The 21,278-nt window shown below is 43.1% G+C and carries 22 protein-coding genes and 1 other annotated feature; of the genes, 1 reads left to right on the top strand and 21 read right to left on the bottom strand.

Features of this window, described 5'->3' with window-relative positions; genetic code table 11:
* Nucleotides 1–2: 2 nt before the first annotated feature.
* The 4 genes from hisG to FD12_RS00285 form a co-directional block, all read right to left on the bottom strand.
* The gene (gene hisG / locus FD12_RS00300) at nucleotides 3–656 is read right to left on the bottom strand and encodes an ATP phosphoribosyltransferase (RefSeq protein ID WP_054748185.1); all 654 of its coding nucleotides are present in this window, start codon (nucleotides 654–656) and stop codon (nucleotides 3–5) included.
* 4 nt (nucleotides 657–660) lie between these two features.
* Entirely contained in the window at nucleotides 661–1,800 is a 1,140-nt protein-coding gene (locus FD12_RS00295) for an ATP phosphoribosyltransferase regulatory subunit (protein ID WP_056981037.1), read from the bottom strand.
* 130 nt (nucleotides 1,801–1,930) lie between these two features.
* Nucleotides 1,931–2,182, bottom strand: a binding site (T-box leader).
* Between the two features lie 51 nt (nucleotides 2,183–2,233).
* Complete coding sequence (gene hisJ / locus FD12_RS00290; RefSeq protein ID WP_054748184.1) at nucleotides 2,234–3,088, bottom strand: histidinol-phosphatase HisJ; 855 nt, start codon at nucleotides 3,086–3,088, stop codon at nucleotides 2,234–2,236.
* 20 nt (nucleotides 3,089–3,108) lie between these two features.
* On the bottom strand, nucleotides 3,109–4,143 hold the full coding sequence (locus FD12_RS00285; protein WP_056981035.1) for a branched-chain amino acid aminotransferase: 1,035 nt from the start codon (nucleotides 4,141–4,143) through the stop codon (nucleotides 3,109–3,111).
* A gap of 207 nt (nucleotides 4,144–4,350) precedes the next feature.
* Between FD12_RS00285 and FD12_RS00280 the strand changes: the two genes are divergently transcribed.
* Entirely contained in the window at nucleotides 4,351–5,094 is a 744-nt protein-coding gene (locus tag FD12_RS00280; protein WP_056981033.1) for an SDR family NAD(P)-dependent oxidoreductase, read from the top strand.
* Between the two features lie 207 nt (nucleotides 5,095–5,301).
* On the opposite strand, the gene FD12_RS00275 is transcribed toward FD12_RS00280, so the two are convergent.
* The 17 genes from FD12_RS00275 to FD12_RS00195 all read right to left on the bottom strand — a co-directional run bounded on the left by FD12_RS00275 (nucleotide 5,302) and on the right by FD12_RS00195 (nucleotide 21,271).
* Nucleotides 5,302–6,333 carry a branched-chain amino acid aminotransferase gene (locus FD12_RS00275; protein ID WP_056981031.1) on the bottom strand — a complete coding sequence of 344 codons (1,032 nt, stop codon included), beginning with the start codon at nucleotides 6,331–6,333 and terminating at the stop codon, nucleotides 5,302–5,304.
* A 291-nt stretch (nucleotides 6,334–6,624) separates the two neighbouring features.
* Nucleotides 6,625–7,311, bottom strand: a complete 687-nt coding sequence (locus FD12_RS00270) for a matrixin family metalloprotease (RefSeq protein ID WP_056981029.1) — start codon at nucleotides 7,309–7,311, stop codon at nucleotides 6,625–6,627.
* On the bottom strand, nucleotides 7,295–7,855 hold the full coding sequence (locus tag FD12_RS00265) for a CvpA family protein (protein WP_056981027.1): 561 nt from the start codon (nucleotides 7,853–7,855) through the stop codon (nucleotides 7,295–7,297). The genes FD12_RS00270 and FD12_RS00265 overlap by 17 nt, the downstream gene beginning before the upstream one ends.
* Before the next feature lie 467 nt (nucleotides 7,856–8,322).
* A complete protein-coding gene (locus FD12_RS00260; protein ID WP_054748176.1) occupies nucleotides 8,323–8,667 on the bottom strand; it encodes a DUF1831 domain-containing protein in 345 nt (114 codons plus the stop codon).
* On the bottom strand, nucleotides 8,667–9,824 hold the full coding sequence (locus FD12_RS00255) for a cysteine desulfurase family protein (RefSeq protein WP_056981024.1): 1,158 nt from the start codon (nucleotides 9,822–9,824) through the stop codon (nucleotides 8,667–8,669). Before FD12_RS00255 ends, FD12_RS00260 begins: the two co-directional genes overlap by 1 nt.
* 5 nt (nucleotides 9,825–9,829) lie before the next feature.
* Entirely contained in the window at nucleotides 9,830–10,531 is a 702-nt protein-coding gene (locus FD12_RS00250; protein ID WP_056981022.1) for a 5'-methylthioadenosine/adenosylhomocysteine nucleosidase, read from the bottom strand.
* Between the two features lie 11 nt (nucleotides 10,532–10,542).
* Nucleotides 10,543–10,854 carry a hypothetical protein gene (locus tag FD12_RS00245; RefSeq protein WP_056981020.1) on the bottom strand — a complete coding sequence of 104 codons (312 nt, stop codon included), beginning with the start codon at nucleotides 10,852–10,854 and terminating at the stop codon, nucleotides 10,543–10,545.
* A 12-nt stretch (nucleotides 10,855–10,866) separates the two neighbouring features.
* Nucleotides 10,867–11,409, bottom strand: coding sequence for an NUDIX hydrolase (locus FD12_RS00240; RefSeq protein ID WP_056981018.1), 543 nt, complete (start codon nucleotides 11,407–11,409; stop codon nucleotides 10,867–10,869).
* Nucleotides 11,410–11,476: 67 nt separating this feature from the next.
* The gene (locus FD12_RS00235) at nucleotides 11,477–11,680 is read right to left on the bottom strand and encodes a cold-shock protein (RefSeq protein ID WP_054748174.1); all 204 of its coding nucleotides are present in this window, start codon (nucleotides 11,678–11,680) and stop codon (nucleotides 11,477–11,479) included.
* 311 nt (nucleotides 11,681–11,991) lie between these two features.
* Nucleotides 11,992–14,805 carry an isoleucine--tRNA ligase gene (gene ileS, locus FD12_RS00230; protein ID WP_056981055.1) on the bottom strand — a complete coding sequence of 938 codons (2,814 nt, stop codon included), beginning with the start codon at nucleotides 14,803–14,805 and terminating at the stop codon, nucleotides 11,992–11,994.
* A 739-nt stretch (nucleotides 14,806–15,544) separates the two neighbouring features.
* Nucleotides 15,545–16,216: a DivIVA domain-containing protein gene (locus FD12_RS00225; RefSeq protein ID WP_056981016.1), complete on the bottom strand. Its 672-nt coding sequence runs from the start codon at nucleotides 16,214–16,216 to the stop codon at nucleotides 15,545–15,547.
* 16 nt (nucleotides 16,217–16,232) lie between these two features.
* The gene (locus FD12_RS00220) at nucleotides 16,233–17,021 is read right to left on the bottom strand and encodes a YlmH family RNA-binding protein (protein ID WP_225427278.1); all 789 of its coding nucleotides are present in this window, start codon (nucleotides 17,019–17,021) and stop codon (nucleotides 16,233–16,235) included.
* Nucleotides 17,022–17,043: 22 nt separating this feature from the next.
* Nucleotides 17,044–17,325: a YggT family protein gene (locus tag FD12_RS00215; RefSeq protein WP_225427279.1), complete on the bottom strand. Its 282-nt coding sequence runs from the start codon at nucleotides 17,323–17,325 to the stop codon at nucleotides 17,044–17,046.
* A 33-nt stretch (nucleotides 17,326–17,358) separates the two neighbouring features.
* On the bottom strand, nucleotides 17,359–17,712 hold the full coding sequence (locus FD12_RS00210) for a cell division protein SepF (protein ID WP_056981014.1): 354 nt from the start codon (nucleotides 17,710–17,712) through the stop codon (nucleotides 17,359–17,361).
* A gap of 49 nt (nucleotides 17,713–17,761) precedes the next feature.
* Nucleotides 17,762–19,066 carry a cell division protein FtsZ gene (ftsZ, locus tag FD12_RS00205; RefSeq protein ID WP_056981012.1) on the bottom strand — a complete coding sequence of 435 codons (1,305 nt, stop codon included), beginning with the start codon at nucleotides 19,064–19,066 and terminating at the stop codon, nucleotides 17,762–17,764.
* Between the two features lie 29 nt (nucleotides 19,067–19,095).
* Entirely contained in the window at nucleotides 19,096–20,400 is a 1,305-nt protein-coding gene (gene ftsA, locus FD12_RS00200) for a cell division protein FtsA (RefSeq protein WP_225427280.1), read from the bottom strand.
* Nucleotides 20,401–20,488: 88 nt separating this feature from the next.
* The gene (locus tag FD12_RS00195) at nucleotides 20,489–21,271 is read right to left on the bottom strand and encodes a cell division protein FtsQ/DivIB (RefSeq protein WP_082622106.1); all 783 of its coding nucleotides are present in this window, start codon (nucleotides 21,269–21,271) and stop codon (nucleotides 20,489–20,491) included.
* Between the last annotated feature and the right edge of the window lie 7 nt (nucleotides 21,272–21,278).

The raw sequence follows: 21,278 nt of genomic DNA, 5'->3' as shown, positions 1-21,278 counted from the left end.
AATCACTCCTTGATTAAATTTGATTTGGCATAATCGGCATCCGCTTGTTGTAAATTCGTAATTAATTCCCTAATTTGTGGTTTGAACTGACGCAAGGCCAACCGGTTCACAACCAACTTGGTATTGACCGGCTGAAGTTTGGCGTAAACGTGCAAATTGTTCTCACGCAACGTATTGCCAGTCTCAACAATATCCACGATCGCATCTGCTAACCCAATCAACGGTGAGAGTTCAACTGACCCCTCGATTTTGATGATTTCAACATCCTCGCCGATCCCTTGAAAATAGCGCTTGGTAATGTTGGGATATTTAGTGGCAATGATTTTGCGGCGGGGCTGTTGAGGATTAAATGAACTGGTTGAGGCCAAAACAAATCGACATTTACCAACGCTTAAATCCAACATTGCGTACTGTGAATTTTGCTGCTCATCTAAAATATCGCTGCCGACAATTCCAATCTGGACTGAACCGTTATTCAAATAGGTCAATACATCTGGGCCTTTAACCAAAATGATTTCATAGCGGGGATCCTCATCAAAAATTAGGCCCCGCTTCTTATTCTTTAAGCCCTCGCAATTGATCCCACTGGCTTCCAACAACGGAATGACCTGCTCTTCTGTTCGCCCTTTGGTAAGGGCAATTTTTAATGGTGTCATCTTTTCACCTGCTTTTTGTTAAATCAATTAATTGACTGCCAGTACTGGTGGCAAGGCGTTGAGCCGCCGCCAAGTTGTCTGCCAGACACAACGTGGCATTTTTTAACTCACGTAATTTTGCCTCTGCCAACTGCCACTGATCTTGATTAAAATAAATCAGCGTCACTGGTTTTTCGCTCTGAACAACGGTTCGTTCAACCAGCGAATCGACGTCAAATGCGACTCCCACGGCTGACACATGGACCTTCTGAAAGTTGGTCAGCAAGTCATCATAGCGGCCGCCACTAAACAAATAGTCGGCCGACTTATCGGTAAAGCCGCGAAAGGCCATTCCAGTGTAATAAGTTTGCGGAGACGGAATGCTCAGGTCGAGGGTTACTTTGTAATCTGGAAACTGCTGGTTAATGAAAGCCTTGGTTGCGGTCAAATCGTCAATAATCTGTTGGAGTTCGGCAATCTCCGGCATGGTTTTAACCAATCGCATGGCTTTGTCAAAATCGCCAAAGAGCCAGGGCCACTCGGCTAAGAATTTTGAATAAGCCGTATTGGCAAGTGGCGAGCATAAGCTGTTGTATTTGTTCAAGTCTTTGGCATACAAAGCCGCTTTTAAGCTATCCTTGGTCGGTTGAGGTAAATCCAATGTTTGGATGACGACATCAACGAACTTGGCGTGACTGAGTTCAATGGTCAAATCTTGAATGCCCATCTCCTGACAGCCAGCCAAGGCGACAACTAAACACTCCCAGTCTGCCTTAATCCCTTTGTAGCCGACAATTTCAATTCCGGCCTGCGTTAATTGATTGTAACTGCCGGATAACCGTTTTTTAACCCGGAAAACATCGCCGCCGTAATACCATTTAACCGGCAAATCCACGCCGGTTGTACTCATTACCCGGGCAACCGGCAAAGTCAGGTCAGGCCGAAGTACTAACGGTTCGCCCTGTTCATCCAATAACTGGTAAGGTCGATAGTTATTAGCATTCAATGGCTTAAAAACATCTGAATATTCCAGAACCGGGGTCGTCAGCTTACGAAAGCCCCGTTGGCGGAATCCTTTAAACAATCGTTTTTCAATGGCCTCTTTGGTTTCGGCTTGCGTGCCTAATTCGTCACGGGTCCCATTTGGTAAATTTTTATTTGTCATGCTGTCACTTCCTGTGAATGTTTGCCTGCTTTTGTCTGAGTCGATAACTAGTAAATTGAAAGTCTTGAAGGGTGGCCGCTTCTTAATGAAAAAACCGCGATCGATCACATCTTCGAAGCTTTAGAAAGTCTTCGAGGACGAGATTAATCGCGGTTCCACCTCAATTCGCACCTACCTCACGATAGAATGCCTTACGTTGCCAACAACTCGTCATTTTCATAACAGCTGTGGCAACCCTGATAACGCTAAACATGCGAATCGGCCTACTTGGTTCAACCGGTTAAGTTCATAGATGTGTGTTCACCAGCAGAATGATCCCTTCACAGCAACGGGATTCTCTTGTCATTCTTCACTGGCTACTTGTTCTAATCAAAACTTTATTTTATTAAGATTTACTAATTATTAGCTAATAATACCACGCTTTTTATCGAAGTCAAGCCAGATCTTGATAGCCATCAACCAGTGAAGCCATGCAATTATAGCCCTGACCTACAGCATCAATACTGTGAGCATCGCTACCATATACAAATGGAATCTTTAATAATTTAGCCATTTTAATGATTTCCAGAGTTGGATACTGTTCATTGCAATAAGTCTTGTATAGGCCAGCAGCATTTAAATCAAGTTGGCGGCCTTGTGCCTTGACTGCAAGGAGAATGCCGTTAATCAACCGTTCATTTTGAACCGAAAAAGAATGGTCCAAATCAAAATAATCCTGAAACTTCTTGATTAACGTCATATGGGCAATCCGCCGAGGGGCAAATTGACCCAAATCAGCGTTCACCGAAGCTAAGACTTGCTTAAAATAGCTGACATACAGCGCTTGGGAATCGGCTGCCTGACTTAACAACCCCTCTTGAAAATCAGCGACGGTATCATCAACACACCAATAGTGATTATTTTTGCCCTTCAAAAAGTGGACCGATAATAGATTCTCATCCGTTTGGGGACCATATTCATTCAGAAAATCTTTGGTCCATTCGGTGAATTCTGGCAAGTAGTCCACTTCAAAACCAATGTGAATCTGAATTTGATCCGCATATTTTTGCCGCATCCGATTCATTTTGGCAAAATAGGCATCCAAATCGCTGGCCGCCATTGATGCCTCCGTCAAGCCAGTTGTTTGCCCTTCATAATGGGCAGAAAAGTCTGGGGGCAAGGGCGCATGTTCGGTAATGCTGTATTCTTGAAAGCCAAGCTTGATGGCTTTTTGGATCATCAATTCAACATCATCGCCACTTCCATGGGGGCAAAATTCGGTATGTGAATGTCCTTCGCGCTTCAGCATTTTTAAGCCTCGTTCCTTATTTATTCAACCTTTTGAATCCAGCCGGCTGGCGCCTCGACATCCCCAAACTGAATGCCAGTCAGCTCGTTATACAACTTCTGGGTCACCGGGCCAACTTCAGTCTCACTGTAAAAGACATGTAGATTGTCTTGATATTCGATGCCGCCAATTGGGGCAATGACAGCAGCGGTTCCCATCGCCCCGGCTTCAGTAAACCGATCGAGGTCATTAATATAAACATCGCCTTGAACGGGTTTCAGGCCCAATCGATGTTCCGCCAACCAGAGCAGCGAATATTTGGTAATACTTGGCAAAATCGAATCGGACTTCGGTGTCACAAATTCGCCATCCTTGGTAATTCCAAAGAAATTGGCCGAACCAGCCTCTTCAATCTTGGTATGGGTTGCCGGATCCAAATAAATGACATCTGAATAACCGGCTTTATGAGCCTCGTCACCTGGTAACAAGCTCCCACCGTAGTTACCGCCGACCTTACTTTGGCCAGTTCCATGAGGAGCCGCCCGATCGTAATAGGAAGTGGTGAAGTTAGTGGGTTTTAAGCCACCTTTATAGTAAGCCCCCACTGGCATCGCAAAAATGGTAAAAATATACTCAGAAGCCGGATGAACTCCAATCGTGCCGCCAACCCCAATAAGCAGTGGCCGCAAATATAAAGTTGCCCCAGTGCCGTACGGTGGCACGTAATCGGCGTTAGCTTTAACCACTTGTTTAACAGCATCCACAAATTGATCCTCTGGGAATGCCGGCATCAACAAGCGTTGACTACTCTTGGTCATTCGTTTGGCATTTTGATCCGGACGAAACAGCTGAATACTGCCATCCTTAGTTCGATAAGCCTTCAAGCCCTCGAAATCCGCCTGGCCATAATGAAGGGAAATCGACCCCTCACTAATATGTAACGTCCCATCTTCACTGAGTTCGCCATCATCCCATTTACCGTCTTTGTAATGAGCAATAAATCGATAAGGCAGGTCCATATATTCGAAGCCAAGATTGTTCCAATCAATTTCTGATGCGGGTTTTGCTTTTGCCATGAGTGTTCCTCCTCAAAAATTCTTCCGTATTAAGTTGGTCTAACCAATTTTTCACATTCTAATTGTTTTAACAGACACTGTCAACTGAAATTATTTTTGTGTATTTATCCACAAGTGTCTTCAATTGTCAATGATTTTGTAAACGGTTACAATGAAGCTGTATTTAGGCTTGGTTTGTTTCTCAATGATTGAAAGGATGGATTCATCATGGCACGTTTTGATAACAAAGTTGCTATCGTCACCGGTGGTGCTTCAGGAATTGGATTAGAAACTGCTAAATTATTTTTGAACGAAGGCGCTAAAGTGGTTATCGGCGATTTTTCAGACAAGGGGCAAGAGATTGTTAACGAGTTGAATACAAACGACAATGCCTTGTTTGTTAAAACCAACGTTACCAACGAGGATCAAGTTAAGAACCTGATCAATAAGGCCGTTGAAAAGTTTGGCCATATCGATATCATGTTTGCCAACGCTGGAATCGCTAACGATGGCGACATCACAGCCCTACCGTTGGCAAAGTGGCAGCGAACCATTGACATCAACTTGACCGGCGTCTTCTTGTCAGACAAATATGCACTCGAGCAAATGTTGAAACAAGGAACTGGTGGCAATATCGTTAATTCCAGCTCAATTCACAGTATGGTCGCCTTACCAAACGTTACGGCGTACGGAGCTGCGAAGGGTGGCGTTAAGATCTTAACGCAAACTTTGGCGGCCACTTACGCTAAGGAAGGCATCCGGGTCAATGCCATTGCTCCAGGGTATATTGATACCCCATTGCTGGATAAGGTCAATCCCGGCGCCAAGGAACGGTTGGAAAAGCTTCATCCACTTGGCCGATTGGGTAAACCGGAAGAAATTGCCAAGGCGGTCGCTTTCTTAGCTAGTGATGACGCATCGTTTATCATCGGCTCAACGTTGGTAGCAGATGGTGGCTATACGTCAGTTTAAAGTAAGCCAATCTCCCTACCGTCACTTGGTTAGAAATCGATATTTCTGTTGTTTTTCAATATCAACTTAATAAACGTGAAAACGGCAATGCATTCAAGTTCAAATGCACTGCCGTTTTCATTTAAATCTGGGACCAAAAAAGCTTTCATCCCAGTTCTGCTCACTTTGATTATTTTAAACAAAGCAACCTTTTTTATTCAACCTATTTTAGTCGAGATCGACCTTTTCAACCCAGCCATACTTATCTTCAACGTCACCTGCTTGAATGCCAAACAAGGTATCGTAAAGCTTCTGAGTAACAGGGCCTGGTTCTGTTTCACTGTAGAAGACGTGCTTCTTACCATTGTTGGTTAATGAACCAACTGGTGAAATAACAGCAGCAGTTCCCATAGCACCGGCTTCAGTGAACTCGTCAAGATCATTAACGTCAATGTGCGTTTCAGTTGGATCCAAGCCTAAGTCTTTGGCGATGGTTAAAACTGATTTCTTCGTGATCGAAGGCAGAATTGAATCTGATTTTGGCGTGTAGAATTTGCCGTCTTTACCAATTGCGTAGAAGTTGGCACCGCCAAATTCATCAATATACTTGTGCTCACGTGGGTCCAAATATAATTCACCAGCGAAACCAGCATCTTTGGCTTCCTTACCTGGTAACAAACTACCAGCATAGTTACCAGCAGTCTTGGCTTGACCAGTTCCAGCATAAGCGGCCCGGTCGTACTGGCTGACCATATATGGCATTGGATGTAATCCTTTGATATAGGCACCAACTGGGGTGGCATAGATATGGAATGTATAGGTGCTTGATGGCGCAACCCCAACAACTGGCTCAGTTCCAATCATAAATGGACGAATGTAAAGTGAACCGCCAGATCCATAAGGTGGCACGAATTCTTGGTTTGCTTTAACGACTTCTTTAACGGCCGCAACGTATTTGTCTTCAGGATAAGTCTGCATCACTAATCGCTTGGCAGAATTATTTAATCGCTTGGCATTCATGTCAGGGCGGAATAAGTTAATACTGCCATCTTTGGTCCGATAAGCCTTCATTCCTTCAAAGACTTCTTGGCCGTAATGCAATTCTTCGGCACCTTCTGACAAGGTCAAGGTTGACTTGGTGGTCAAGCCACCATTTTGCCATTTGCCATCTTTAAATTCTTCATTGTAACTGTAAGGTAAATCTCTGTATTCAAATCCTAAATTTTTCCAATCAAGGTCTTTAACATCTTGTTTTGCCATGTATCAGGATCCTCCTTAAAATATTATTAAGTAGGTGATAAACGAGTTGCTAAGTATGGTTTCTCCGTATCAAATATGTAAGAAATCAGGTTCTGAATTGCGCTTTACTGAAGGTAATTCATGTGATCGTCACTTATGCGTTTATCATCATTTCTTAATTAATATCTAATTTATCGCTTTTAAAAAGGTGTGTCAATACAGAATTTGATTTCAATGATGAGAATAGCCTAAAAACACCGTCAATTTCCTTTTTCTACTCAAAAGAGGAAACTAACGGTGAATTGTAAGATCTTATTTTTTGTAAATAGCTTTCAAAGCCGCCAAATCGTCGGCTGATAAGGTTGTTTTTCCCTGATCAATGGGGAACATAATCGAGCTGCGTTTCATGCTATGATCCAATCCTAACACATGACCGATTTCGTGCATGGCAACAGAAAGTTGAAGGCTGGATTGCGGATACTCAATATTGAGACCGGCCTTTCCTCGATTCAAATCATCGTTGTGCTCACCCAGCAACGGATAAATCTTCGGTCCGCCAAGTCCTAATTCCACCGAACTGCTTTGGACCGAAACCCGTTTTCGGTAAACGTAAAAAGTCATGATATTGGCTTGGGTACTATTTTTGTCTGAAAATGGTGTGATTCGCACAATTCCCGTCTGGTTATATTTGTGAACCGCCTCTAAAAAGACGGCCCTGGCTTTGGCAGGAACCCCGGCTGCAAACCGGTACTCGTAATGATTAGAAAGCTGCCGTTCTTGAACAATGCTCTCAATCGGAGTTTCATCAGCTTTAGAAGTCGTTGACTGAGTGGATTGGGTCAAAGTGGCTGTCTTTTGAATCCGACTGATCAACATCGCCGGCATATCCACGGCATTGTTAATTTGTCGGCCAATTGTTTTCATTGATCCAGGTTGAATAAACACATTAACCGTCAACCCAACAATAATGACCGCCACTAGCCTATTTAGCCATTTCATTGCTGATCACCCCCAACTCTGATTTCTGCTTTGCAGGACTGTGAGTGATCAAATGCCGCGACTGCCATTCAGAAATGATTGGCGTCTTTTTAACGATCGTTTGGGAAATGGTTGACTCATGATATTGATCTTGCAGCCAAGACATCGGAAATAGGATTAAAATATTTAACAGAAAAAAAGTAACGAGATATCTGGTGAGCAGCCCCATCACCGAGCCAAGCAATTCGTCACCAAGATGGAGTCCGGGCAGACGCGTCGCCCCATTTAAATGCTTTCCAAGACTGGTATACACTGTCTGGGTGATCGAAAATAACAAGACAAAAGCGATTATATCACTCACATATAGCCATTGAATATCAGGCTTAAGCTGGAGTTGTTTGAGCAACTTAATCATCAAATTTCCGAATGGCTGAAAATAATACATCGCGACGATGAAGGCGAGTATCAATGACCCTGCCTGCACAGATTGTTTGATTAGGCCAATTCTATAACCACGAATCAGTCCACTAATCAGTATTAAAATCACAATTATATCTAAAATCATTTCGAATCCCTTCAGAATTGTTGAAACAGTCCGCAAAAATAGTTATTCCAGTTTACCACGTCTGTTCATCACAAAGCATCCGGACGGACGCAGCTTAAGGATTTTTTATAATAAACCGCCTTGAGATAAGCGGTTAGCCTGCTGATTCTTGAAATACAAACAGAGGCTGGGATGTTAATTTCAAATCGATCACCATTAATTTGGATTGCCATTAATATGTGCACAAAAGCTGCGACAAACGGCTGATCTCAGAATTTAAGCCAAAAAAGAAGCTGAGACATGAGTCGGCAAATTGTTTATAAATGCAGCCTGGCTTTTCCCACTTATATTGATAAAACTTGCGACAAACGGCTGATCCCAGAATTTAAGCAAAAAAGTAATGCATTCCAAAAACCAGAATGCATTACTTTTTTCACTTAAATTCTGGGATCAAATCGCCTTTCGTCCCAATCTCTCCAAAATCACAACTAATCAGCTCGTTTAATCACGTCACGATCAATCAAGTTATTAATAATGAAATTATATTGCTCAACACTGTCCGCAGTTGCATCGTCCTTAAAGATATTCACTTTCTTAAGGCCGTTGCCAGTGGTGATGGACATTCTGAAGCCATCCAAGTCTTTAGAAACCATCATTTTAAACTTGTAGCCGGCGTTATATGGAGAATTTGGATCTAATGAGCGATCTAGCGAGAAATTGCCGGCTTTGGTTTCAATAAAGCCTAAATCTTTAAGGGTATACCGCTTAATCCCCTCGCTAATCTGGTAAGTTTGTTGATCACCGTTTGCTTGCGCAGTCTTTGAAAATGCCATTATAGCTTCACCCCCTTAACTCGATTAGAAATTTTAGTAATTGCATCGACTAATTTATCTAGATCTTCAGTGGTGGTGTAGCGGCCAAAACTAATTCGAATTGACTCGCTAATTCGAGGGCTATCCTTGCCATACATCGCAACCAGCACATGGGATGGCTCGATACTGCCAGCTGTGCAGGCCGACCCGCCAGACACAGCAATTCCAGCAAGATCCAAGTTGGTTTGCATCACGTAGGTTGAAATCCCTTTAAGCCAAATATTAAAGACATGGTTCAAATTATGTTCATCAATGTCCCCATTGACTTCAAATTCAACCCCATTTTCAGTTAATTTAGCCGCAATATATTGCTTGAATTTGAAATACTTTGCTTGTCGGTGAGCCTTTTCAGCTTCGGTAATTGTCTCAACCGCTTTACCAAACCCAGCAATGGCGGGAACGTTTTCAGTTCCTGCTCGCCGTTTCTCCTCTTGATCGCCACCCTTCACAAAGCTTGGGAAGTTAATCCCATTGCGCTTGTAAAGAAAACCAATCATTTTGGGCCCGTTGATTTTATGAGCTGACGTTGACAACATATCAATGTGGTCACGGTTAACGTCAATATTCAGTAAGCCATAAGCCTGAACGGCATCTGTATGGAACCAAGCTTGGTGATCCTTCAAGATTTCCCCAATCTCATGAATGGGCATGACCGAACCGACTTCATTATTGCCCATCATGATGGAAACGAGAATCGTCTGGTCATCCAATGCGGCCTTAAAGTCGTCTAAAGAGATGTTTCCGTGCTCATCGACGGGTAAATAGGTAATCTTGAAGCCCATCTTTTCGAGGGCCTCACAGGTCTTTAAAACAGCCTCGTGTTCAATTGCGGTTGTGATGATATGCTTGCCAAGTGACTGACGGGCAATCGCCGTTTGCATAATCGCCGTGTTGTCGCTTTCTGAACCGCCACTGGTAAAAATAATGTCATCAGCATCCGCATTGATGCTCTTAGCGATGATCTCTCGGGCATGTTCCATAACTGCCCGTGCTTGACGTCCCAAGCCATACAACGTTGAGGCGTTCCCATAAACATTTTTATACTTATCCATCAGCTCCGCATATACTTCTTCGGAAACCGGTGTGGTTGCGGCATTGTCCAAATAAATCTCGTCCAAAGCTTTCACTCCTTTAATAACTCGTTCTTGAAGAAATCAATTAACATTTGCCCAGACTTTTTGCCGGCACTCACAATAAATTGGTCGAAATTAACATTGGCGTTCTCATCACCAACATCAGACATCGCCCGAATGACGACATAAGGCACCTTGTTTTCGTAGGCTACCTGGCCGACTGCGGCGCCTTCCATTTCGGAACAGAGGGCATCCGGAAAGTTTTGCTTGATTGTGGCAATTACTTTTGGATCGGCCACAAATTGATCGCCCGAAACAACGAGGCCGCGATGGGCAACCACACCACTTTCTTTAGCGGCCTTCAAGATCTTATCTTCAAGCTGTTGATCAGCCGGGAAACGGGCCGGAAAATTAGGCAGTTGACCCATTTTGTAGCCGGCAGCCGTCACATCTACATCGTGATAAGCCGTTTCAGATGAAACCACGACGTCCCCAATTGAAAGGCCATCACCAATTCCACCTGCTGAACCTGAGTTGATCAAACTGTCAACGTTAAAATGATTAATCAGGATGGCAGCGGTAATTCCTGCTTGGACTTTACCAATTCCAGATTTAACGATGACCATTTTTTGATGATGAATTTGGCCGATGAAAAAGTCAGCATGACCATAATGTTCAGTTGTTCCGTTGTCGAGGGCATCCTTTAAGATTGCCAATTCCTCGTCCATTGCACATATAATTCCGTAAGCCATATGAATTCTCCTTAATTAATGAAAAACAAGACTAAATAGACGATCAGGATTAAGAACAGCAGCACTGAAATTGTCCAATTTAATCGTCGATTGATCTTTCTCCATCTGAATGTTTTAAAGTCATCGGCAGCTTCAGTTGATGTTGCAGCCTCTGGGGCACGATCGTCTGGCGCCTCTTGATTATGCTCGCGGGCGTATTGGCGCTCGACCTGCACTCGGCGCTTGTCACGTTGCTTGAAGTCGTCATCTTGTTGCTGCCGTAATTTTCTGTATTGTTCTCGAGTGAGTGGTTCTGACTCTTTTTTATGATCGTCAATTGCCAATTAAGTGGTCACCTACTTTTGCATGAGCTGCCAGTGCTGGATTGCCATGATCGTTTTTGCGTCTTCAATTTCACCATTGGCAACCATTTCAACAGCTTCTGGAAGGGGCTTCTTGATAATCTCCAGGAATTCACCCTTGTCACGAGGCAGTTCGTCTTCAACTGGTTGGAGATCTTCGGCTAAATACAGTTGCATATATTCGTCACAAAAGCCAACCGATGAATAGAAACCGGCCAGTCGTTTAACTGTTCGAGGCACGTAGCGAATCTCTTCGTTGAGTTCACGAATCACCGCATGATGAAAATTAGTGTCGCGGCTATCCACTTTGCCCGCCGGAATTTCAATGGTGGTCTTGCCGATTGGGGCCCGCCACTGCTTTTCGAGAATCATTTGATTGTCGTGGGTCAATGCTAAAACACCGACTGCTCCCGAATGATGAACCACTTCGCGAAAGGCTTGCTCACCATTTGGCAGACGAACAGTTTGTTTTTCAACATTAATAATTGCCCCATCATAGATTTTTTCTGATCCAATGACGTGTTCTACAAAATTCAAAAAATCACCTTATTTTGTTTAATGATCTTATTCTACAAAGATTTGCCAGCTAATGCAATTGTGGCACTCAGTCAACCACGTGAGCCTTAGCAGCCTGGGGCCCCTTTTGACCTTCAACTACGACATAGGTCACTCTGGCGCCCACCTGAATGGTCCCATACTGATCTTCTGGAAAAGCATTTTTAAAGAAGAACAGGTCGTCGCCATCATCTTGGGTAATGAAGCCAAACGCATTCCTTGGACTGTAAGTTTTAATTTTTCCTTTTAACAAAATGGTTCCTCCTCGTGAAACGTTAATCGCACTTGAAAAGCGCTAACTTCTATTTTCTTGTTCAATTGTAGAAACTGCTTCGGTGAGCATTTAACCGACGCATCAAACCATTTATCTTATCGCCTGCTGACACACAACCTCGGGATAAAAGCTCAAACTCAGAATCCCGCCACACAGTACTTAGATTCCGATTACTATTCACCGAAAAAAATAAAGCTAGCACAAAATTAATTGTCACTAGCTTCATTTTACTGTTTAACGATTAAATATAAAATAGAATTTCAAAAAGTTCTGCTGAATTCTAAACTATCTTAATCTTTCTTGTCTGTAAAACCTTCAGTAGCGGTTTCAGGGAATTCACTACGGACAATTTCCGCACATGATTGACAGAATGTTGGGTAGTCGCTATCAGCACCAACATCGGTTTTCGTCAACCGACAACGTTCACAAACTTGACCATCGGCCTTTTCAACTAACAATGCCAGGCCGTCACTGTCAAACTTCGTGCTGTTACCTGGCGCGTCAGTGAAGTCGGTAACTTCCAACTGAGAAACCATCAGGACAGTTGCCAAATCGGTGTGGAGGCTTTCAAACAAATCAGCAACCTCTGACGTGGCATAAATCGTCAATTTGGCTTCTGAGGATTTACCAATCTGCTTGGCGTCCCGAGCTTCTTCAAGCACCTTCAAGACATCGTTTCGGTAAGTCATGAACTTGTTCCAGTTTGCCAAGATTGTTGCATCATTGTCAAAGTGTTGTGGTTCTGGAATGTCCGTCAGCTGAACGAATTCTTCGGGTTCCTTCAAGAATGGCCAGATTTCCTCGGTCGTATGAGGTAACACTGGGGTCATTAACTTAGTTAAGGTCACAGCTGCGTCATACATTACTGTTTGCATTGAACGACGCTTGTGGCCATCCTTGCGATCAATATACACAATATCCTTGGCAACATCCAGATAGAATGCCGACAAATCAGTTGAGATGAAACTAATTAATTTCTTGTTCAAATCCAAGAAGTCGTACTTTTCGTAACAATCACGAGCTTCTCCCAAGAACTTGTTCAATAGAATCATCATGTATTGATCTTGAGTTTCCAATTGATCAAATGGCACAGCATCCTTCTTTGGATCAAAGTCGGAAACGTTGGCAAGTAAGTAACGCATCGTGTTGCGGATCTTCTTATACGAATCTGAAACCTTCACGAAGTTTTCAGTACTTACGCGAACATCAGCGGAAGTATCAACTGATGTAACCCAGAGACGGACAATTTCTGCTCCCATCTTCTTAATCACGTCAATTGGCGCAATTGTGTTTCCAAGTGATTTACTCATTTTGTGGCCTTGACCATCAAGGGTGAATCCTTGTGATAAGACTTGTTTATACGGTGCTTTGTTCGAAACAGCAACACTGGTAATCAGGCTTGAATTGAACCAGCCACGATATTGGTCGGAGCCTTCCAAGTACATATCAGCAGGATAAGTTAAATCGTCTCTTTCCTCAAGAACCCCCTGATGAGATGAACCTGAATCAAACCACACATCCATAATGTCGTTTTCTTTGGTAAACTTGCCATTTGGTGAATGCTCGCTCTTAAAGCCGGCTGGTAATAAGTCTTTGGCATCCTTTTCGAACCAAATGTCTGAACCGTGCTTCTCGAACAAATCTGCAACGTGGTTGATGGTTTCTTCAGTGATAATCGCTTCACCGTCTTCACCATAGAAGATTGGTAGCGGCACACCCCAAACCCGTTGTCTGGAGATAACCCAGTCGCCCCGGTTCTTGATCATGTTGGCGAGGCGAACTTTCCCCCAATCAGGGAAGAATTGAACGTCGTCAAGCGATTTCAAAATATCGTCTTTGATCTTATCAACTGAGGCGAACCACTGAGGCGTTGCCCGGAAGATGATCGGCTTCTTGGTTCGCCAGTCAAATGGGTAGCTATGCTTCAACGGCATGTATCGGAGTAACAAATTAGCCTCTTTTAATTTATCCAAGGCAATCTTGTTGGCGTCATCATAGAAGACCCCAGCAAAGTCTTTACCGGATTCTTCAGTCAAATACCCTTTATCATCAACTGGCGCAAAAATATCAAGCCCATATTTGCGGCCAATGTTAAAGTCATCTTCACCATATCCAGGAGCGGTATGGACTAATCCAGTACCTTCTTCCAAATCAACGAAGTCGCCTAACATCGTCAATAATTTTCGACTATGATCAAATGGGTGTTCTGCAAGAACGCCCTCAAGCTCTTGGCCTTTAACCGTTTTGAGAGTCTTAACATTCTTCCAGCCAACCAATTCAGAAACCTTGTTGACCAATTCACTGGCAATCACAAAGTGACGGTCATCACCCTCTGGTTGAACAACTGAATAGTCAAATCCAGCATCAACGGTAATTCCTTCAGAAGCTGGAATCGTCCATGGCGTCGTTGTCCAGACAACCATGAATGTTGTGTCATTATTTAAGACGCCTTTTCCATCAACAACTTTTTCGCCATAAAAGGCAGTTGGGGAAGTAATATCGTGATATTCAACTTCGGCTTCGGCAAGAGCAGATTCTGACGACCATGACCAGTAAACGGGCTTCTTACCCTTGTAAATCAACCCACGTTTTGCAAATGCGCCAAACACCCGAATTTCTTGAGCTTCGAATTCAGGTTTCAAAGTCAAATAAGGATTATCCCAATCACCGGCAACTCCCAGTCGTTTGAATTCTGCCTTTTGACGTTCAACTTGCTTCAAGGCATACTCACGACAGAGCTTTCGGAAATCGTTAGTGGACATTTTCTTACGATCATAACCAGCTTGGGTTAATTTTTGTTCAATTGGTAATCCATGAGTGTCCCAACCGGGAACGTAAGGTGCCCGATAACCACTCATTGACTTGTATCGAACGATAATATCCTTTGAAATTTTATTCATCGCGTGACCCATATGGATATCACCATTGGCATATGGAGGGCCATCGTGGAGGACAAAGGTTGGTTTGCCCTCATTTAATTTTTGTCTTTGTTGATAAACATGATTTTCGTCCCATGCTTTTTGTCGGTCGACTTCTTTAACAGGAAGATTGCCGCGCATTTTGAACTTTGTTTTGCCTAGGTTTAATGTATCTTTTACCCGCATTGTTTGACTTCCCTTCTTAAATTGTTTGTTTTCAGGATAATGATGGGACCGGTGGTTTTTCTTGAATTGGGTCATGGAAACATGCTCAGCCGCTAGCTGCCTGGGAACTTCTCATTAAAATCCAAACCCAGGATTTTAACCTTTGGCTGCCTAGTGGAAACGGGCTTCTCCAAGCACAAGCTTCCACATAAGCACCGCCAACATAAATCCCAAAACCAGGATTCTATTCTCGGCCACTTAGTGGAAACGTGCTCAGAGCAACTGCCGCTAACTACCTGGGAACTTCTCATTAAAATCCAAACCCAGGATTTCAATCTTTGGCTGCCTAGTGGAAACGTGCTTCTCCAAGCACAAGTTTCCACATAAGCACCGCCAACATAAATCCCAAAACCAGGATTCTATTCTCGGCCACCTAGTGGAAACGTGCTCAGAGCAACTGACGCTAACTACCTGGGAACTTCTCATTAAAATCCAAACCCAGGATTTCAATGAGAAGTTCCCAGGTAAACGCGTCAACCCGTTGCTTTTCGCACTCTAACAAAAAGAGCCCTCGCCGCTAGGGACGAAGACTCTTCGTGGTACCACCCAAATTTAGAATTTTGCAATTCTCTCTAAAAGCAATCGATTTATGTACTAGAGCTGATCTATTCATTGATTGTTGACTGCTAAACTTTCACCATCTTTAGCTCGCTTACGTGTCAACCAATAAACTTTCTGGTCTCTAATCGATTCAAAATATTTACTTTGCGTCGTTGGGGTAATACACAACCGTTTTGCTTGGATCCTCGGTCGTTGTTGCATCTACCACCGTGTCCGCATCATTATCCTGTTTGGTTTCTGATTTTAACCCTGAATTTGTGTGGTTGTCAAGGCTGCCAACAACTTTTTCGATGTCCTCATAAGTCGTCGTTGGGGTTTCTTCAACCAGATGATCCCAATCTGATCCCTTGATCACTTCAAGCTGACTTTCCAACATCACTTGGAGCCGTTGGCGGAAAACTCTGGTATTCTTCCGTAAGTCATCAGTCTCGATAGCCAACTTCTTAGCTCGCTTGGAAGCTTCTTCCAGAATATTATTAGCCTTTTCGTCAGCGGCATTCAAAATGTCGTCAGCTTTCTTTTGGGCTTCCCGGTTGGTAATTTCGGCTTCCTTCTTAGAGTTGGTCTTAACCTTATCAGCAGCCTCTTGGGCAACCAAAATTGATTGGTTTAAAGAATCTTTCAAATCATTGAAATAGGATAATTTGTCCTTGGACTCGTCAAGTTTCGATGAGAGATCCTTATTCTCTTGAAGGACAATTTGGTAATCTTTAATGATTTGGTCTAAGAAATCATTAACCTCATCAATATTGTAACCTCTTAATTTGGTCGAAAATTCTTTGTTGTGAATGTCTTGTGGACTTAATACCATGGTGAATCAACCCCTCCTATTTATTTCGATTGTATACATCAATAACAATTCGAATTTTATCCTTTTTGGTCATTCCTAAAATATCCTTGATCACAATCCGGCCAAATCCGCGGACCGATACAATGTCCTTAATTGACAGTTCCAAGTCCGGCCGATCAGAAGTTACCCAGTTAATTCGAACTTGCCCGCCATCAACCAACTCTTTGGCATGATGCCGGGAAATATGAAAGCCGTCACTGACGAGGGTATCAACCCGCCGTGAAGAAACGGTGGTCGTAACTTCTTCACTTTCATCAGTTGGATGAATGATTTGTTCAGGATCAATTTCCTTAAGTTTGACCTTAATCTTGCCAATCTTATCAACCTGAGCATGAACATAGTCAGCCATTTCGGATTCACACATAAATTGCCAGTTAAGGCCATCTGTGATGATATCACCAATCACATCCCGATCAATTCCAGCTCCCATGATGGAGCCAAGAATTTGACCGTGTGACAACGTGGCAAACTTGCTTGGATAGTCGATTTGAAATGCGGTGATATTAAAATCACCATCGGTCGGGGTAAAATACTCTGGAAACGCAATCGCCCGCTTCATTTCAGCTTCTGCAAAGCCGCCAAACGTCTTAAATGTAATCCCATCGTATCGATTAACAATCGTTTCAAGAATATAAAGCTGCCTTGGATTTAAAAAATTAGTCAGGATCGGCCGATATTCATTTTCAACTCTTCCGCTCAAGCTATCGATTGACTCAAGAAATGGAAGCTCGTCTGGTCGGTAGTGTTGTGAAACGTTAGAATCCACCACGGTAATACCCCTCTTCATACTAGTAAAAGAAACCAATCAGTAAATTACCTACGTATGTCACCCCATACTGAACAAACGTGAGTACCGCCAATGCAACCAGCGGTGCCAGGCTAATCATCCCAATCGTTGCAAAATTGAATAGCCGTTCAAACGGTTCAACAATTCGCGCTAAAAATCTTCCAATTGCGGTTCCATACGAGTTCGGAAACCAACTCATCAAAGCATAAACAACAATTGCCAGCATGTAAGCACTGATCAGCTTGTTGATTATCTCAACTGCGTAAAAAACAAAAGTTGCCAATCGATCGCTCCTTATTCTTTTAAAGTGAAATCCTTACTTAGTTACTTGGAACTTTTTTGGTGAACACAAGAAAATATCTTTGTCCAACCGGTTGATGGAACCATGAATTGCAAACAAAACCCCATTCAAAAAGTCGACCATTCTGGCAGAAGAATTCACATCCAGTTTGTTTAACTTAATGATAACTGCGCTATCTTCCAAAAGCTTTTGAGCAATTGTATCCACATCTGTGTAGTTAATTGGCTCAAAAACAATTATTTTACTAGGATCAATGTTTTGTCTATTCATGAGAACCACGTTATCTGTTGACTTTTCGTTATCAGTATTTGGCTGATCTGCATCCGTGTCCATCCCGAAAAAATTAGCTAAATTAAATTTTTGTGGCATGTTGTTTCCTTTCGTATTCACCAATTCGATAAATACCGGTCACACAGAACTATTTGTCACGACGACGGTGTTTAAAGAACGGTGGAATATCGTCTTGAGAATCATCAGATTGATCTTGTTGAGTGGCATCATCAGAACTTACATCAGGTTGAAATGGGTCAAAATCCTTCTTTTCAACATCACTGAACTCATCATCTTCATTAACCGAAGGACGGGCAGCAGCTGGTTGTTTCCTAATATCCCAATTGCCCAATGGATCATTTTGAGATGTCGATTTGGATTTGTTGCTATCTGCGTTTGATTTATTACGATCAATTGCGTGAGGACGAGCAACGTTGTTGGTTTGTGGTCGAGCAGTTCGAGTTCTTCTTGAAGCTAATCGGCCCTCGTCAGCCCGCTTCTTGTCGATTCCAGTTGCAATTACTGTAACCCGAACTTCATCACCCAAGGATTCGTCAATTGAAGTCCCGAAGATGATGTTGACATCACTGGTAGCTGCCTGTGAAACAATGTCTGAAGCGTCTTGGGCTTCAAACAATGACAAATCTGGACCACCGGTAATGTTAAGTAAGACCTGTTCTGCACCATCAATTGAAACTTCCAACAACGGTGAAGAAATTGCCTTTTTGGTTGCTTCTGCCGTCCGGTTTTCGCCGTTGGCAGTACCAACTCCCATCAAAGCTGAACCTTGATCTTGCATAGTGGTCTTAACATCGGCAAAATCCAAGTTGACATAACCTGGGCTGGTAATGAGGTCTGAGATACCTTGAACACCTTGGCGAAGCACGTTATCTGCTTCCTTGAAGGCATCCATCATTGGCGTCTTTTTATCAACCATTTCAAGCAACTGATTATTAGAGATGACAATTAACGTATCAACATTTTCCTTGAGTTGAGCTACCCCCTGATCTGCGTATTTAACTCGGCGAGGGCCTTCAAAGCTAAACGGTTTGGTTACAACGCCAACCGTCAACGCGCCTTGGTCTTTGGCGATCTTAGCAACAATTGGAGCAGCACCGTTACCAGTACCACCACCCATTCCGGCAGTTACGAAGACCATGTCTGCGCCTTCAAGGGCTTCAGTAATGGCTTCTTCACTTTCTTCGGCGGCTTTAGCCCCAACGTCAGGGTTGGAACCTGCACCAAGTCCGCGGGTCAATTTCGGGCCAAGTTGGATTCTGGTTTCTGCTTTAGAAGTTGCTAAAGCTTGAACATCGGTGTTGGCAACAATGAACTCAACACCCTTAACATCTGCATTAATCATCGTGTTCACGGCATTGCTTCCGCCGCCGCCGACTCCGATAACTTTAATATTTGCACCGTGACTATCGGTGGAATCTAATGAGTACTCCATAATTATTTTTACCTCCGTAAAGTGCCTTATTAATCAAAGAAATCGCTAAAGAAATTCTTGATTCCTTCGCCACGTTTTTTCTTCTGTGTTTGTCGTTTGGGCTTTGCTGATTTCTCAGACACAGGGACTTGGACATCTTGAGAACTGGATAGCTTTGGAACCTTGGTTAACGTGGCACCAACGGCTGACCTAACAATCATATCGACGTCAGGTAAATCAGCAAAATATGACACCAGTGATAATGCGGCGGTAAACGATGGATGTCGCAATCCCATTTGATCAGGAATATAGACCCTGACGTTCGTATTGAACTGGTCAGCGGCTAATTCGGCAATTCCTGGAAGAGCAGCCACACCACCTGTCAGAACAATGCCCCCTGGTAAATCCAATGCCTGAATCTGATTGAGATGGTCCTTAATTCTATCAAAGATCTGACTTAACCGTGCTTCAATGATCTCAGCCAGATATCGTTCGTCAATGTAGGTTGGCTCAGATTGGCCAACAACTTCGACTGGAAATTCATTATCGGCAGACGCTTGTAATGAATCCGCATAACCGTAGTCTCGTTTAATCTTTTCAGCACTATTCATCGATGTGTTGAGAACAATTGAAATGTCTTTGGTAATATAGGCACCACCCTCAGGATCGGTTGTGGCGTACTTCAGTTGGTGATCGTGGATGACAGAAGCAGTTGTCTGGCCGCCACCGAGATCGACAATAATTGTCCCAAAGTCCTGTTCACCATCATTCAACAACTCGTGGCTCTCGGCCAAGGGTGTTAATACAGTGGACATAATATTTAAGCCGGCCTTTTCAACCGCTTTTTGCAAATTGTGCATAATTCCTTTAGATCCACTGATCAGCTTCCCGCGCATTTCGAGCCGGACGCCAACCATTCCCCGTGGATCTTTAATGCCATCGAATCCATCGACAATGAATTCTTCTGGTTGGATGTCAATAATTTCCCGTTCCGTAGGTAGACTGGTACCCAAGGCAGAAGCCGCCACATTTCTCACGTCTTCTTCAGTAATCTCTCGTGATTGATCATCAAGGGTGATTAACCCATTACATGGTTCGATCTTGAGCATGTTGGCTGGAACACTGACAATAACGTCTTTAATTTCAATACTTGCTTTTTCTTGAGCTTGATTTACAGCACTTCTGATTGCTTCAGCAGCCTGATCAATATCAACGATCACACCACGGCTCAATCCGTTAGAAGGCTGATTCCCCACACCAATAACGTTCAATTGCCCTTTGACTTTTTCTGCAACAATTACCTTTATTGAGGTAGTTCCTATATCAAGTCCCACATATAAACCCGAATTATCCATATATGTAAGGAACCTCCACATCTAGAATATTTTCTGAACATAACATAAGTTTAACACAATCATAACCATGGAAAAAGATTAATTGACCCTAATAACCCTGCGCCACATTTGTATTCACAGCCGATTGTTTTTTTGTAATTGGATATGAATACGCACCAACTTCCATATTGATAATACTCTTAACCTTGAGCTTTGAATTAATGCTTGGATAATAGTCCATTTTGTCACCAAAACTACTAATGGAAGCATACACTTTGTTACCATCCGTCATTTGCAAAAAGATCCGGTCCGGATTGCTTTTCGTTGGTGAATAACTGATCGTGTTAATCACGGCCCTAACTGGTGGATTAATCCGCCGATACTGCTTGATGGTTCGCTTAAGTTTCTTAGGATCATGAAACTTCTTCAGTACCGGGAACCCATCGCGCGGATTCAACACTTTGGTCTTGATGATGACACCACTTTGAAGGATTGGTTCATACCCTCTGTGATCATAAAGATACCCGATTGTGGGATACTCTTCAACCTTAATTTTAACTTGATTGAAATTAACGAGTTTGACCTTCACGGATTGCATCCTTTGACTGCGCTGCTTCAAGCGTTTAGCCAACTTCTTCTGCTTTCCCCAAACAGAAAATAATGAGGTGCCCTTCTTGACTGGCGAATAATGCTTAATCTGCTTCACACTGATAATCTCATTGCCAGAAATATCAACGGACTTTACTTTGCTGTATGGCGATATCAGGAATGCCATACACCCAATGATGATGATCGTTAATATAATTAACGGCCACATCTTTTTCAAATTTCGAATCTGGTAGTGGTGAAAAAGCCCCTTTTCAGATTCTGGAATGTCATTTCTCTGGCCCACCGATATC

This window comes from Lentilactobacillus rapi DSM 19907 = JCM 15042, from assembly GCF_001436255.1.
Classification (GTDB): Bacteria; Bacillota; Bacilli; order Lactobacillales; family Lactobacillaceae; genus Lentilactobacillus; species Lentilactobacillus rapi.
This window is presented reverse-complemented; position numbering and strand designations above follow the sequence as displayed.